Annotated in this window: 11 protein-coding genes; all 11 read right to left on the bottom strand. The window is 55.4% G+C overall.

Features of this window, described 5'->3' with window-relative positions:
- Positions 1-23 precede the first annotated feature (23 nt).
- Complete coding sequence (locus O5O45_RS06150) at positions 24-1,247, bottom strand: O-succinylhomoserine sulfhydrylase (RefSeq protein ID WP_305904367.1); 1,224 nt, start codon at positions 1,245-1,247, stop codon at positions 24-26.
- Between the two features lie 215 nt (positions 1,248-1,462).
- Complete coding sequence (gene purF / locus O5O45_RS06145) at positions 1,463-2,983, bottom strand: amidophosphoribosyltransferase (protein WP_305904366.1); 1,521 nt, start codon at positions 2,981-2,983, stop codon at positions 1,463-1,465.
- A 45-nt stretch (positions 2,984-3,028) separates the two neighbouring features.
- A complete protein-coding gene (locus tag O5O45_RS06140; protein WP_011396317.1) occupies positions 3,029-3,517 on the bottom strand; it encodes a CvpA family protein in 489 nt (162 codons plus the stop codon).
- 98 nt (positions 3,518-3,615) lie between these two features.
- On the bottom strand, positions 3,616-4,410 hold the full coding sequence (locus O5O45_RS06135) for an SPOR domain-containing protein (protein ID WP_305904365.1): 795 nt from the start codon (positions 4,408-4,410) through the stop codon (positions 3,616-3,618).
- Positions 4,411-4,487: 77 nt separating this feature from the next.
- On the bottom strand, positions 4,488-5,780 hold the full coding sequence (gene folC, locus O5O45_RS06130) for a bifunctional tetrahydrofolate synthase/dihydrofolate synthase (RefSeq protein ID WP_305904364.1): 1,293 nt from the start codon (positions 5,778-5,780) through the stop codon (positions 4,488-4,490).
- A 45-nt stretch (positions 5,781-5,825) separates the two neighbouring features.
- Entirely contained in the window at positions 5,826-6,758 is a 933-nt protein-coding gene (gene accD / locus O5O45_RS06125) for an acetyl-CoA carboxylase, carboxyltransferase subunit beta (protein WP_305904363.1), read from the bottom strand.
- Positions 6,759-6,778: 20 nt separating this feature from the next.
- Positions 6,779-7,582 (bottom strand): tryptophan synthase subunit alpha, encoded by an 804-nt coding sequence (trpA, locus tag O5O45_RS06120; protein ID WP_305904362.1) that lies wholly within the window; start codon positions 7,580-7,582, stop codon positions 6,779-6,781.
- A gap of 12 nt (positions 7,583-7,594) precedes the next feature.
- On the bottom strand, positions 7,595-8,815 hold the full coding sequence (trpB, locus tag O5O45_RS06115; RefSeq protein ID WP_305904361.1) for a tryptophan synthase subunit beta: 1,221 nt from the start codon (positions 8,813-8,815) through the stop codon (positions 7,595-7,597).
- Positions 8,799-9,440, bottom strand: coding sequence for a phosphoribosylanthranilate isomerase (locus O5O45_RS06110; RefSeq protein WP_305904360.1), 642 nt, complete (start codon positions 9,438-9,440; stop codon positions 8,799-8,801). Before O5O45_RS06110 ends, trpB begins: the two co-directional genes overlap by 17 nt.
- A gap of 120 nt (positions 9,441-9,560) precedes the next feature.
- Entirely contained in the window at positions 9,561-10,412 is an 852-nt protein-coding gene (gene truA, locus O5O45_RS06105) for a tRNA pseudouridine(38-40) synthase TruA (RefSeq protein ID WP_305904359.1), read from the bottom strand.
- A 47-nt stretch (positions 10,413-10,459) separates the two neighbouring features.
- Positions 10,460-13,498 (bottom strand): FimV/HubP family polar landmark protein, encoded by a 3,039-nt coding sequence (locus O5O45_RS06100; RefSeq protein ID WP_305904358.1) that lies wholly within the window; start codon positions 13,496-13,498, stop codon positions 10,460-10,462.
- Positions 13,499-13,918: the final 420 nt, after the last annotated feature.

Below are 13,918 nucleotides of genomic sequence, written 5' to 3'. Positions count from 1 at the left end.
TTGCGCAGCCCCGGCGCCTAAAATCAAGCGCCCAACGCCGCCGCGCCGGACAGCAGATCGTCACGAATATCCTCAAAATCCTCAAGTCCCACGCAGAGACGAATCAGATTCTCGGAAATACCCGCCAACGCCTTGTCGTCCTCGGAAAGGCGACCATGAGTCGTGGTCGCCGGATGCGTCATCGTAGACTTCACATCCCCCAGATTGGCGGTGATGGAGATCCACTTGGTATTGTCGATAAACGCCCAGGCCTCTTCTCTACCGCCTTTTACCTTGAATGACAGCACTCCGCCATAGCCTTTCTGCTGACGCGTAGCCAGTTCATGACCAGGATGGTCAGACAGTCCGCAGTAGTGCACTTTCTCCACCCAGCTTTGTTCATTCAACCACTGCGCGACCCGCATGCCGTTCTCACAATGCGCCTTCATCCGAATAGGCAGAGTCTCCAGGCCCTTCAAAAACACCCAGGCGTTAAAGGGGCTCATGGTGAAACCGCCAGAGCGCAGAAACGCCAGCACTTCCGACGTTAACGCGGAGTCGCCCACTACTGCGCCCCCCAGACAACGGCCCTGTCCGTCGAGGTATTTGGTCGCGGAGTGGATCACCAGGTCCGCCCCCAGACTCAGCGGCTTTTGCAGCACCGGTGTACAAAAACAATTGTCCACCGCCAACAAAGCCCCATTGGCGTGCGCCAACTGCGCCAAGCTCGCGATATCGGCCACTTCATTCAATGGGTTGGATGGCGTCTCGATAAACAGCAAGCGGGTATTGGATTTGATCGCCCCACGCCAGCCGTCCATGTCAGTCAGCGGCACGAATGTCGTTTCCACGCCGAACTTCTTCATGTACTTATCGAATACGGCGTGAGTCGTGCCGAACACGTTACGGGAACAGATTACATGGTCGCCGCTTTTCAGCAACGCCATACAGGCGGACACAATCGCCGCCATGCCGGAGGCGGTCGCCACGCAGTTCTCCGCGCCTTCCAACGCCGCCAGACGCTCTTCAAACATGCGCACAGTGGGGTTGGTGTAGCGCGAATAGACATTGCCGGGATTATCGCCGGCGAATGTCGCAGCCGCTTCCGCCGCCGACTTGAAAACGTAGCTGGAAGTGGGATAAATCACTTCCGCATGCTCTTGCTCCTGAGTGCGGATCTGGCCCGCGCGAATCGCCTGCGTGGCGTCGCGCCAGTCTACCTCCGGGGGCAGCAGAAGCTCACGGGTTTCAGTTTTTCTGCCTGACATCGTCTGTTCCTGGATATAAAGTGGGGCCGCCTGAGGAGAGCAAGTGAGCGCCCTCCCCTATCCGGCGCTATAGCATTGTTCCGTGCAGTCTATTGAATTGAACACTGGATGGATAGTCGTTGCGACTGAATAGATCGTAGTGCAACTGTATAGACACTTGCGCGACTGACGCCGGCATAGGACCGGCGTCATGCATCAAAATGCGCCGCCGGCGATCAGTCGTCGTTGTGCAAGTCCAGCGGCGCCTGCGCCATCATCAGCTCCTGCTCGCGCTTGGACTTGCTGCTGTCGTTGCGAATGGCCTCCAGTCGCTGGAGATACTCATCATTTACATCGCCGGTCACATAGTCGCCGTCAAACACGGAGCAATCGAACTTCTCTATATTCGGATTGCCTTCCAGAGCGCAAGACACCAAGTCTTCCAGATCCTGATACACCAGCCAGTCAGCGCCGATCAGCTCCTGCACTTCTTCTGGCGTGCGGCCGTGTGCGATCAGCTCATTGGCGGAAGGCATGTCGATGCCGTACACGTTGGGATAGCGCACCGCTGGCGCCGCTGAAGCGAAATAGACTTTCTTGGCGCCGGCGTCCCGGGCCATCTGCACGATTTCGCGACAGGTGGTGCCGCGCACGATGGAGTCATCCACCAACAGCACGTTTTTGCCGCGGAATTCCAAGGCGATCGGATTCAATTTCTGACGCACGGATTTCTTACGCTGGTTTTGGCCTGGCATGATGAAGGTGCGGCCAATGTAGCGGTTCTTGATAAAGCCTTCCCGGTACTTCACTCCCAGGCTCAGCGCCATTTGCATGGCGGAGGTGCGGCTGGTGTCGGGAATCGGCATCACCACGTCGATATCGTGGTCGGGACGCAGGCGATGAATCTTCTCCGCCAGATGATCCCCCATGCGCAAACGCGCTTTATAGACGGAAATGCCGTCCATGATGGAATCGGGTCTCGCGAAATACACGTACTCGAAAATACAGGGATTCAATTTCGGGTTCTCTGCACACTGCTGCGTGTGCAGACTGCCGTCGGTCTCGATGTATACCGCTTCGCCCGGGGCGATGTCGCGTTGCAGCTCGAAGCCCAGCGCGCTAAGCGCCACGCTCTCGGAGGCGATCATGTACTCCGGCCCCTTCGCGGTCTCGCGCTTGCCGAAACAGGCAGGACGTATACCGTTGGGGTCACGGAACGCCACAATGCCATAGCCGGTGATCATGGCGATAACCGCATAAGCGCCCTTGACGCGCTTGTGAACGGCCTTGACCGCTGCAAATACGTCATCTTTTTCCGGCACCAATTTGCCCAGTTTCTGCAACTCATGAGCGAAGATATTCAGCAGCACTTCGGAGTCGGAGCTGGTGTTGACGTGACGCAGGTCGGTGCGAAAGATATCGCGCGCCAACTCTTCCGCATTGGTGAGGTTTCCGTTATGGGCCAGCGTAATGCCGTAAGGAGAGTTCACATAAAAAGGCTGGGCTTCCGCAGAACTGGAAGAGCCCGCCGTGGGATAGCGGACATGACCGATGCCCACGCTGCCGACCAGACGCATCATATGGCGGGTGCGGAACACGTCGCGCACAAGACCGTTGTCCTTTCTCAGGAAAAAGCGGTCGTCCTGGAAGGTAACGATTCCCGCGGCGTCCTGGCCCCGATGTTGTAACACGGTGAGTGCGTCGTAAAGGTCCTGATTAACATTCGCTTTACCCACAATACCAACAATACCGCACATGTATGGTTACCTCGTCTTTGAATCTCGCGCAAAAATTAAAGCGGTTTATGTAAGCATAGACGCTATGGGGTCGCCAAAAACCGACCGCGACCAAGCTTCCAATTTTTCAAAATGGGGAATTAACGTCGATTCCGACCACCAGGGGTCCTGCACGACGGGAGTCAGTCGCAACAGCGCCACGACAACGACAACCAACACCACGCCCCGGATCATTCCAAACGCCATGCCCAGGGTACGATCAGTACCGGACAGACCTGTGGACTTCACCAATGCGGAAATCAAATGGTTCAGCAACGCGCCGATGATGAGCGTCACAATGAAAAGTATGACAAAGGCTGCGATCAGCCTGACGGAAGGCACGGAGATAAGCCCTTCCAGCAGCGTGGCCAAATGCACATAAAACATGCGCGCCACTATAAATGCGAGCACCCAGGTAACCAGAGAAAGCGCTTCTTTGACGAAACCTCTGACCAGGCTGACTACCGTGGATAAACCAATAATTCCAATAATGACCCAATCGGCCCAAATCATCATAGCATCCTGGAAATAGCGTAATTAGCCCCCGTATTTCGGGGGCGCATCATTCTAGCAAAAAGGCGGGGGCAGAAAAACTAATGCTTTGTCGCGGCGGGCTATTGCCCAGGGCGATATTGCACGACGAGAGAGTTGACTTTGTAGCGCTTGTCCACCTGAGTCTTGAGCTTGTCCGCCTGACTGCGCTCCATTACCGGCCCGGCGAAGACCCGGACCAGATTCTCACCTTCTGAGCTGCGGAATTCCTGAGTAAATGCAGGATGGCCGTCGTTATGCAGTTCATTGCGGATTTTCAAGGCGCTGTCGCGATTCTTGAAAGTGCCAATCTGAATCGACCAAGCTGCAGGAGATTTGTCTTTATCCAGACTGTAATCCTTAGGCGCGTCCTTGGTCTCACTCTTGACGCTGACTGATGGCGTCGCCACGGCTACCGTCGTCGCAGGCTTCTCTTCCACTTTCACGGAAGGTTTTGGTTTTGGTTCTGGCTTGGGCTGCGGCTCGGGTTCCGGCTTCGCCTCCACAACCTTTTGCGGAACTGGCTCCGGACTCGTTGCGGCAGGTTTCGAATCGCTCAACTGATGCGTTTCCGCAATCGCCGCCTCTTGGGCGATCTCTTCTGCTGAATCAGAAATCCTGGAAGTTTCATCCGCAACGGCGTCGCCGGTCTGCGCATTAGCCGGCTGCGTCGGCGACCCGGCGCTGGCGTCGCCTGTGCTTAGTTGCGGCGCTTTTGCCTCTTCAATAGTGAAATTGGGCGTTTCCGGCTTATCAGGAATGATAATGATCTGAGATGTCTTTTCCTGCTGGGCGTTATCAAACAACATAGGTAGAAATATGACCGCCAGAGACACCAGCACGATAGCGCCGACAATACGCTGCTTTAATCCATCCATAGAAAAACCCTGAGACTGTAATTAGAAATCATGATGGAAAAAACCAAATGGATTAAAAGACTGTGGAGACGATCCGCTTAGCCACCGTCTCCCTCATCGGCTCCCATCATACCGTTTTGAAAAATTTCCGCCACGGTGAAAAAAGAACCGAAAGCGACGATCCGCCCATCCGAACCCGCTTCGGATGTCGCCTGGGCCAGGCACTCCGGCAAGGAATCACAGGTATGCACCGGCGCGGACTGGTTTCGTTCGACCAGATCCGCCAGTTGCGCCAATGGCATGGCCCGATCCACATTGAGGGGAAAGACAAACCAGCGGTCGAATACGCCGGCGAGCTCTTTTACAATGCCCGCCACATCTTTATCTTTCAACGCAGAAAATACCGCCACCTGCGGCTTTTTAACCGGCAATCCGCACAGCCATTGCTTGAGATAGCGTGCGGCATGGGGGTTATGCCCCACATCAGCATATACTTCCGGGTCACGGCGCAATAACTGGAAGCGCCCCTGAACCTTGAGGCCGGCGATCGCAGCGGCGATTTGAGATTCGGACAACGGAAAGTCCAGCAGCATGGCGGCCTGCATGGCCGCCGCCATATTGGCCATAGGCAGACCGTTATCACTCAGGCCGTCAATGACGATGTCCGCATGCTTGCGGCGACCTCGCCACTGCAGGGCTTGCGACGCTTCGCCAGCACGCTCAAGCGTATAATCCTGACGCCAGATGAAGGTTGCGCACCCCAGCTTCCCAGCCACATCCACCACACTGGTCGGCGGAGCCTCTTCGGCGATGACCAGAGGAATACCCGGCCTCAGAATACCCGCCTTTTCACGGCCGATATCTTCACGGGAATCACCCAGCCACTCCTGATGATCCAGATCCACGCTGGTAATCACCGCCAGATCCGGATCGACAATGTTAACCGCATCCAGGCGTCCACCCAGACCGACTTCCAGCAGAACCAAGTCCAGTTTGGCCTGTTGAAACAAATAGAACCCCACCAACGTGGTGAACTCAAAATAGGTCAGCGCCGTTTGACCGCGAGCCGATTCTACAGCGGCGAACGCCCCTTCAAGCGCCTCATCGCTGACATCAACGCCATTAATGCGCACACGCTCATTAAAACGCAGAATATGAGGCGACGTGTAAGCGCCCACCGTTTTACCCGCGGCGAGAGCAAGCGCCTCCACCGCCGCCAGCGTAGAGCCTTTACCGTTTGTTCCTGCAAGGGTGACAACGGTTTTCGCCAGCCTGGCGTTACGGCAAAGTCGGTGGAATACGTCATTAACGCGATCCAGGCCCATTTCTATGACCTGACTATGCAGTTGCGATACATAGTCAAGCCAGTCAGACAGTCTTCGAGATTCCATATTCCTTATCTACGCTTTGAGATCCGATATCAGGCTAAGACCGGCTTATTCCAGGTTTTCTGGCGGTTCCGGTATTTCCATTTCCTCTTCTTCGAGATCTTCTTCGTTTTCAAATTCAGGCTCAGGCAGCTTCATCATTTTGGAGATGAGCATCGACAGTCTGCGACGCAATTGATTGCGGGCAAGAATCATATCCAGCGCGCCATGCTCCAGCAAAAATTCACTGCGCTGGAAGCCTTCGGGCAACTTTTCGCGCACGGTCTGCTCAATAACGCGAGGGCCTGCGAAGCCGATCAGCGCATTGGGCTCCGCCACATTCAGGTCGCCCAGCATAGCGAGACTGGCGGATACGCCGCCGAATACGGGGTCAGTCATCACAGAAATGTAAGGGAGGCCACGCTGCTTCATCACTTCCAGCGCCGCGGCGGTTTTCGCCATCTGCATCAGGGAGATCAGCGCCTCTTGCATACGCGCCCCACCACTGGCGGAGAAGCAGATCAGTGCGCGGTTTTCTTCCAGACAGACATTTACGGCGCGAACGAACTTCTCGCCCACCACCGCGCCCATGGAGCCGCCCAGAAAGTTGAATTCAAACGCCACCGCCGCAACCGGCACGCCGGCGACAGTTCCCTTGAAGGCCACCAGGGCGTCTTTCTCACCGGTCGCTTTCTGATTGCTGACCAGACGGTCTTTATAGCGCTTGGTGTCTTTGAACTTCAGACGATCCGCCGGCTCCAGCTCAGGGGCGATCTCCACTCTGTCGGCGCCGTCCAGGAAAATATCGATGCGTCTGCGTGCGGATATGCGCATGTGGTGCTGACATTTGGGGCACACATCCAGGTTTTTTTCCAGTTCAGGGCGATAGAGTACGGCGCTGCACTTAGGGCACTTTTTCCACAAGCCTTCGGGAACGTTACTCTTGTGCTTGGACTGAGCCCCTCCCATTCCCGGAATAATTTTTTCTAACCAGTTACTCATATTTAACCCTACTCACTTGTTTATTCGTCCATCGCGGCGCGCATGGAGCTAAGCAGCTCTTTCACTTTGGCGCGCATCTGCTCAGGATTTTCAGCATTAGTCGCTATTGTATTCACAAGTGCGCTACCGACAATTACACCATCGGATACTGCCGACACTGCTTTCGCCGTGGCCGCGTCTTTGATGCCGAAGCCCACGCCGACAGGCATAACGGTCAGAGACTTGATGGCGCTGACATGTTTTTCCACATCGTCTATATCCAGGGCATTGGAGCCAGTCACCCCTTTCAACGATACATAGTACAGGTATCCGCTGCCGAACTTCGCAGCGGCGGCGATACGATCCTCCGTAGTGGTGGGCGCAATCAGAAAGATGACATCCAGCCCCGCCCGTTTCAGATGCGGCGCAGCCATATCCGCTTCTTCCGGCGGCAAATCCACGATCAATACGCCATCCACGCCCGCCGCCTTGGCTGCATCGGTAAATGGATGCACGCCCATGGCCTCCACCGGGTTCAAATACCCCATCAATACAACAGGCGTCTCCGTGTTGGTCTTGCGGAACTCCTCCACCATGCCCAATACCATTTTCAGGGAAGTTCCGTGTTCCAGCGCGCGCTCACAGGCCAACTGAATCACAGGGCCGTCCGCCATGGGATCGGAAAACGGCACGCCTAATTCAATAATGTCAGCGCCCGATTCAACCAAGGCATGCATGATATCTACAGTGTGCTGCGGTGCGGGGTCGCCCGCGGTCACATAGGGAATCAGCGCTGTTTTATTATTCGCCTTCAACGTCTCCAGGCATTGCTTAATTCGACTCATGTCACACCCTTTTTAAAATTCAATTCCGTCAAGCTTGGCCACCGTATGGATGTCTTTATCGCCGCGTCCGGACAGATTGACGATGATGATCTGATCCTTATCCATGGTCTTGGCCAGCTTCATGGCGTACGCCACCGCATGACTGGATTCCAGCGCCGGCATAATGCCTTCCACCCGAGTCAGGGTGTGAAATGCGCGCAGCGCCTCGTCATCCGTCGCCGAAACATAATCCGCACGTTTGATGTCTTTAAGCCAGGCGTGCTCAGGACCAACGCCCGGATAGTCGAGACCCGCTGAAATAGAGTGTGTAGCGGAGATTTGGCCGTTTTCGTCTTCCATCAAATACGTGCGGTTGCCATGTAATACGCCGGGACGACCCGCGCAAAGCGGCGCTGCGTGCTGACCGGTCTCCAATCCCAGTCCGCCGGCTTCCACGCCGTACATTTTGATCTGCTCATCCGCGATGAAAGGATAAAACAAACCGATAGCGTTAGAGCCGCCACCCACACAGGCCACCAATGCGTCCGGAAGCCGCCCTTCTTTCTCCATGCACTGCAGGCGCGCTTCACGACCAATAATGGACTGAAATTCCCGCACCAGCTTGGGATACGGGTGCGGACCCGCTACCGTGCCGATGATGTAGAAAGTATCGTCAACGTAGGTCACCCAATCCCGCAATGCTTCGTTCATCGCATCCTTGAGGGTCTTGGTGCCGCTGGTGACGGGACGTACTTCTGCGCCCAGGAGTTTCATGCGGTAGACATTCAAAGACTGCCTGCGCACATCCTCTTCGCCCATGTAGACCACGCATTTCAATCCCAGACGAGCGGCGACGGTCGCCGTCGCCACACCGTGCTGGCCTGCGCCAGTTTCGGCGATGATGCGCGGCTTGCCGAGATACTTCGCCAGCAACGCCTGCCCGATGGTGTTGTTCACCTTATGAGCGCCGGTATGATTGAGATCTTCCCGCTTCAGATAAATCCTGGCGCCGCCAACCTGTCTGGTCAGACGCTCCGCAAAATACAAAGGAGATGGGCGACCTACGTAATCCGCCAGATCCGAGTCGAATTCTTCCTGGAACTTGGGGTCGATACGCAGTTTTTCGTAATGCTGCTCCAGCTCCAACAGCGAAGACATGAGCGTCTCGGATACGAATCGGCCGCCGTAATGGCCGAAGTGGCCGCGATGGTCCGGAATATTGGCCAGCGTTTCAGCGTCAAACCTCGTACTCACGATATACCTCACCTATAAATTCCTGGATTAATTCAATGCTCTTCACGCCCTTGCTTGCTTCAACGCCACCGCTAACATCAACGGCGTAGGGCCTGACAGTGCGAATAGCTTCCGCCACATTGGTCGGATTAAGGCCGCCGGCGAGAATCACCGGCTTGCCCAACTCATGACGAATGCGGGACCAGTCGAAAACTCTTCCGGTGCCGCCGCGTAATTGCGGGTCATGGGTGTCAAACAATAAAGCCGCCGCATCTGGATACCTGGCTGCTTCTGCGACGACGTCGGTCTCTTCGCCTACGCCAATGGCCTTGTAAAAAGGACGGGAAAAACTGCGGCAAAAATCGTTGTCTTCATCGCCGTGAAACTGCAGCACATCAAGGGGAACGACATTCAATATCTCCCTCACCTGCTCCGCGTCATGATTGACGAAGAGGCCAACAGTAGTAATAAAGGGAGGCAGCTTGGCGATAATGCGGCTGGCTGCGACGGGATCAATGTATCGGGGGCTGGGCGGGTAAAAAACAAATCCAATGGCGTCGCCGCCGGCGTCGGAGACCGCCAGCGCATGCTCCAACTCAAGGATGCCGCAGATTTTGCAGCGTACGCGCTTGTTGCGGGCATTCATTTTATCTCTTCCTTTTTTATGCTGTTGTCGTTTTCCGGAAAAGTTCAAGTCAGCGATTCGGCGGCGCATAACAGGCTTGGGATTATAGCGAGTTAAAGCGGCTTCGGGAAATCGAGGATATCAGGCCCCGAGAAAAAACGGCCCTTTCCGCAACGAAGGAATCGCAAACTTTTCAGGATAGGTAACTGAAGTCAAATACAGCCCGAAGGGCGGCGCCGTCACCCCGGCTTTTGAGCGCTTCTTGGAAGCGAGAACATCCGCCACCCAGTCCGATGGTTTCTTACCAATTCCCACCGCCATCAGGGTGCCTGAAATGTTGCGCACCATGTGGTGCAAAAACGCGTTCGCCTCCACCTCTATCACAACCATATCGCCGACCCTGCTCACTTCAAGCCGGGTCAGATTGCGAAAAGGCGACTTGGATTGACAGTCAGAACCACGAAATGCGCTGAAGTCATTTTCCCCTAAAAGATGCGCGCCGGCGGCGGCCATACTTTCCACATCGAGAGGACGGTAGTTCCAGGTAACGTTGCTATTAAGCCACGCGGGGCGAATCGGATGGTTATAGATGATGTAGCGGTAGCTGCGAGAGGTAGCGGTGTAACGGGCATGGAAATCTTCAGACACCGCGCCCGCCCAGCTCACGGACACGTCCGCCGGGAGAAAATGATTGACGCCCATCGCCCAGGAATACGGGCTGCGCTGCGCCTTCGTCTCGAAGTGAACCACCTGGTTCACCGCATGAACGCCAGCGTCGGTGCGACCAGCGCACACGACACTAACGGGATGATCTGCGACTTTTGATAAGGCGGCCTCTACTTCCGCCTGCACGGACGGCACGCCTGAGTTTTGCGCCTGCCAGCCGTGATAACGGGAGCCGTCATAGCCCAACACCAGCGCGACGCGCCCGGTATCTGGCAGGAGATCGTTGGAAAGTGGGTACAATGACTGGTTCGAACTGGTTGGATTCATAAGCCGCCCTCAATACTTGAGGGCAGCATTATTGAAAAGTAGCGGAATTATGCAAGTCTCTTCAGCAAGGAAGCGGCTTCCTGCTTCTGGTCGTTGTTGCCTTCTTCGACAACCTCTTCCAGGATGTCGCGAGCCCCTTCACGGTCGCCCATGTCGATGTAGGCTCTGGCCAGATCCAGTTTAGTGGCGGCTTCGTCGGTGTCGGACAGGAAGTTGAAGTCTTCTTCCAGTTCTTCCACGAACTCGTCCTGCATGCCTTCTTTAGCGGCGGGTTTCGATTCCGCCGCCACGCTTGGCGCAGGCTCTTGCGGCTGCACGATGGTTTTGTCGCCAAAGTCATCATCCAGGTTAAAGTCGAGATCCGTATCCAACTCCGCTGAGACATCCGCTTTCGGCTCTTCGTCGAAGGAAGCGCTCAAGTCCGGCAGTTCGTCTTCCAGATCATCAACCTGTTGCACGAATTCTTCCGCCACATCACTGGACAGCTCAGCGCCGGTGAACTCTTTGCTTTCCGCAGGCTGTTCGTCAAGAGACAGGTCCAGATCGCTATCATCCAAATCCAGGGAGGGCTCTTCCTCTTCCAGATTCATATCCAGATCAAGGCTTTCGTCCAGCTCGTCGCTTTCAACTGGCGCATCCATATCCAGCAGTTCGTCGCTAAGGTCGCTCTCCAGATCCAGCGTTTCCAGGTCATCGTCCAGGCCGACAGTATCCAGCTCGAAGTCTGACTCCAGCTCTTCGGCGTCCGCCAACTCAAAACCGTCTTCTTCAAGGGATTCGAGAGAGTCATCCGCCGTCTCGAAAGAATCCTCCAGGGATTCCTCCTCAGCAGGCGCTTTGCTTGATACGTAATCAATGCCTTTGTCATAACCGGAAGAGGATTCTGCCTCCTCCACTTCGTCCTTGTCGGTTTCGCCCAGATCGATTTCACTCAGGTCAAAGTCGATATCCAGGTTATCTTCAGCTTCCTCGACTGGCTCCAGCTCTTCAGGCTCGCTCAGTGCAGAAGGCTGATTGGGAACTGTCGCATCCAAGTTGGCGTCAAGATCCAAATCCAACTCGTCATCGTCCGCAGTTGAAGAGGCGAAATCATCGCCGCCCAGCAACTGACTTTCCAGATCGTCCAGGGACAAGCCTGGCTCATCATCCAGGTCGGAGAACCGGGATTTGATCTCATCAGCGCGGTTCACGATAGCGGTGTTGCCAGCTTCGCGCAGATGGTTATAGGTTTCATTGAAGCGCGCGCCTTCTTTAGCTTCACCCAACACTTCCAACAGTTTCAGGCGATACTCCTGATTATTGGGATTTTCTTCCAGTGCGGCGTCAAGCACTTGCACCGCCTGGTCGAAACGCTGATACGCGATATAAACGTCTGCTTCCGCGATAGGATCATCGCCGCCGACTTTCGCTTCACCCTCGCCGTCTTCCGCTTCGATATCCAGGTCCAGCGCCAGATTGTCGTGGTCTGCGATATCCAGAGCTTCATCATCCGCTTCCGCTTCTTTCTTGCCGCCGCGGCGGGCCAGCAACCAAAGGATCAACAGCAACAAAACCGCGCCGCCGCCAATGGCGGCCTGGTAAATCACGTTGTTCTTGATGATGTCGATCCAGCTTTCCGGCTCAGGCTGTGGAGTCGGCTCGGTAACCGCTGGCGTTGGCGGCTTTTTGTCTACGGCGACAGGAGGCTGCTCAGGTTCTACTGGCGTGACGGGGGCGACGGGCTCAGGCGTCTCGGGCGCATTCATGCCAGCTTGATCTTCCGGAGTCTCCATGCCGGGAGACATTGGCGTCCCCTCACCCATCGTGGACGGCTCATCGCCCAAGCCCATAGAAGGCTCGCTTGGCGTCATGGGCTCTTCCCCGGGAAGCATGCCTTCGTCACCCGGCATAACAGGCTCTTCAGGAAGCGTCGGGGCGGTAGTATCGCCACCCGTTTCACCCACTTTTGATTGCAAGGCCGCCAATTGATCATCTTTCAGCGACACCAGACGCTGCATCGTCTCTAACTGACTCTGCAGATCTTCCATCCGGCTCTTCAGGTCTTCGTTTTCACGAGAGACCTGATCCAGCTTCTCCTGCGCCAGACTCAGCTCTTCCGCGGTTTTCGAAGTGCCGCCGCGCGAGCCAGTGGACTCACCGGCCTTCTCCGGCGTTGTCGAAGCATTTTCGCCGGTTTTGGAGACAATAATTCTCAACTTGTCTTCGTCGGTTTGCGACGCGGCGGAGCCAGTCTGGCTACGACCGGTTCCTGATGCATCCACCTGACGAGTGGATGGCGCGCGCCCTTCCGCAAACTCGCGGTTTTGCAGGCTGACCTGACGCACGGCGTCGCGATTGCTGCGCTGCTGGATCTGCTCCATGTCAGGGATACGCAATACCTGACCGGATTTCAGCTTGTTGATATTGCTGTCGAAGAAAGCGTCCGGATTTAAATCCTGAATCGCCAACATCATCTGCTGCGGAGACACGCTGCTGTCCGGACGGGTTTTCAGCGCAATCTCCCACAAGGTGTCATCGCCGCCTGTCGGTCCATAAGAGCCTGAAGTAGAGGGCGCATCATAGGTGGACGAGGAGGAAGGAGCGGTTGTTCTGGTAGTGGTCGTTGAAGTGGAAGGGCGCGTTGTCGTAGCAGGCGCGCTGGCGGTGGTGGTTCTGGCCGGCGCAACCTGCGCGGGCTTCACGCTCTCGCTGCTAAACGTAGGCGGATCGATCAGAAGCGCGTACTCTCGCAACAGTCTTCCGCTGGGCCAGGTCACTTCCATCAGGAAATTCAGATAAGGTTCGCGCACCGGCTTGGAGCTGGTGACTCGAACATAGGCCTTGCCGTCTTTGAATAAAACTTTGAAGCGCAAATCCGAAAGGAAATACACCCGGTCCAGGTTGGCGCGCTGGAACGCTTCCCGGGAGGCCAGATTCGTCAAAATTTCGCTCTCGGTGAGATCACGAACGCTGACCAGCTCGATTTCCGCATTCAGCGGCTGATTGAGCGATGAATAAACTTTTGCTTCGCCTAACCCTAGCGCCTTAGCCACCCCCGATGAAAGCGCGGACATTGTTAATACTGCAATCGCGAGTTTGCGAACCATAGCGTCTTTCCTTTCTATTAATTCTTCACCTCATCAGGTGGCGCGCCGAGCTTTCCGGCGCCGCCCGAGGTTATCTGACGGCGTCAAATGTCGTTAAAAATCTCAGTTGATTGAGAATGTTTAGAATAAACTTTCAATATTGCTACTAAGTATTAATTAGGTCCTGCATTTTTACAAGAAATTAGGCCTATTCAAAACGGCCAAACGGATGATTTTTAATACAAGCCTGTCTGGTTGATCAATTTACATGCAGATCAACCACTTCCCAAACTCCAGAAGCGGATAATGCGTCATACGCGCTTGCGTAAAAAAGCCATATCGGCCATCACACACTTAAATTTAGTCCAGAGATGGAAATGAGCAACAAAGGCGGAGGTAGTTATTCGGAAACTGATAACTCCGTCCGAGTCAGGCGGGATT

The organism is Hahella sp. HNIBRBA332 (assembly GCF_030719035.1).
Classification (GTDB): Bacteria; Pseudomonadota; Gammaproteobacteria; order Pseudomonadales; family Oleiphilaceae; genus Hahella.
This window is presented reverse-complemented; position numbering and strand designations above follow the sequence as displayed.

Excerpts from the sequence above, each read along its gene's own strand:
- O5O45_RS06150 (WP_305904367.1), bottom strand. The coding sequence starts at position 1,247 with ATGTCAGGCAGAAAAACTGAAACCCGTGAGCTTCTGCTGCCCCCGGAG.
- purF (WP_305904366.1), bottom strand. The coding sequence starts at position 2,983 with ATGTGCGGTATTGTTGGTATTGTGGGTAAAGCGAATGTTAATCAGGAC.
- O5O45_RS06140 (WP_011396317.1), bottom strand. The coding sequence starts at position 3,517 with ATGATGATTTGGGCCGATTGGGTCATTATTGGAATTATTGGTTTATCC.
- O5O45_RS06135 (WP_305904365.1), bottom strand. The coding sequence starts at position 4,410 with ATGGATGGATTAAAGCAGCGTATTGTCGGCGCTATCGTGCTGGTGTCT.
- folC (WP_305904364.1), bottom strand. The coding sequence starts at position 5,780 with ATGGAATCTCGAAGACTGTCTGACTGGCTTGACTATGTATCGCAACTG.
- accD (WP_305904363.1), bottom strand. The coding sequence starts at position 6,758 with ATGAGTAACTGGTTAGAAAAAATTATTCCGGGAATGGGAGGGGCTCAG.
- trpA (WP_305904362.1), bottom strand. The coding sequence starts at position 7,582 with ATGAGTCGAATTAAGCAATGCCTGGAGACGTTGAAGGCGAATAATAAA.
- O5O45_RS06110 (WP_305904360.1), bottom strand. The coding sequence starts at position 9,440 with ATGAATGCCCGCAACAAGCGCGTACGCTGCAAAATCTGCGGCATCCTT.
- truA (WP_305904359.1), bottom strand. The coding sequence starts at position 10,412 with ATGAATCCAACCAGTTCGAACCAGTCATTGTACCCACTTTCCAACGAT.
- O5O45_RS06100 (WP_305904358.1), bottom strand. The coding sequence starts at position 13,498 with ATGGTTCGCAAACTCGCGATTGCAGTATTAACAATGTCCGCGCTTTCA.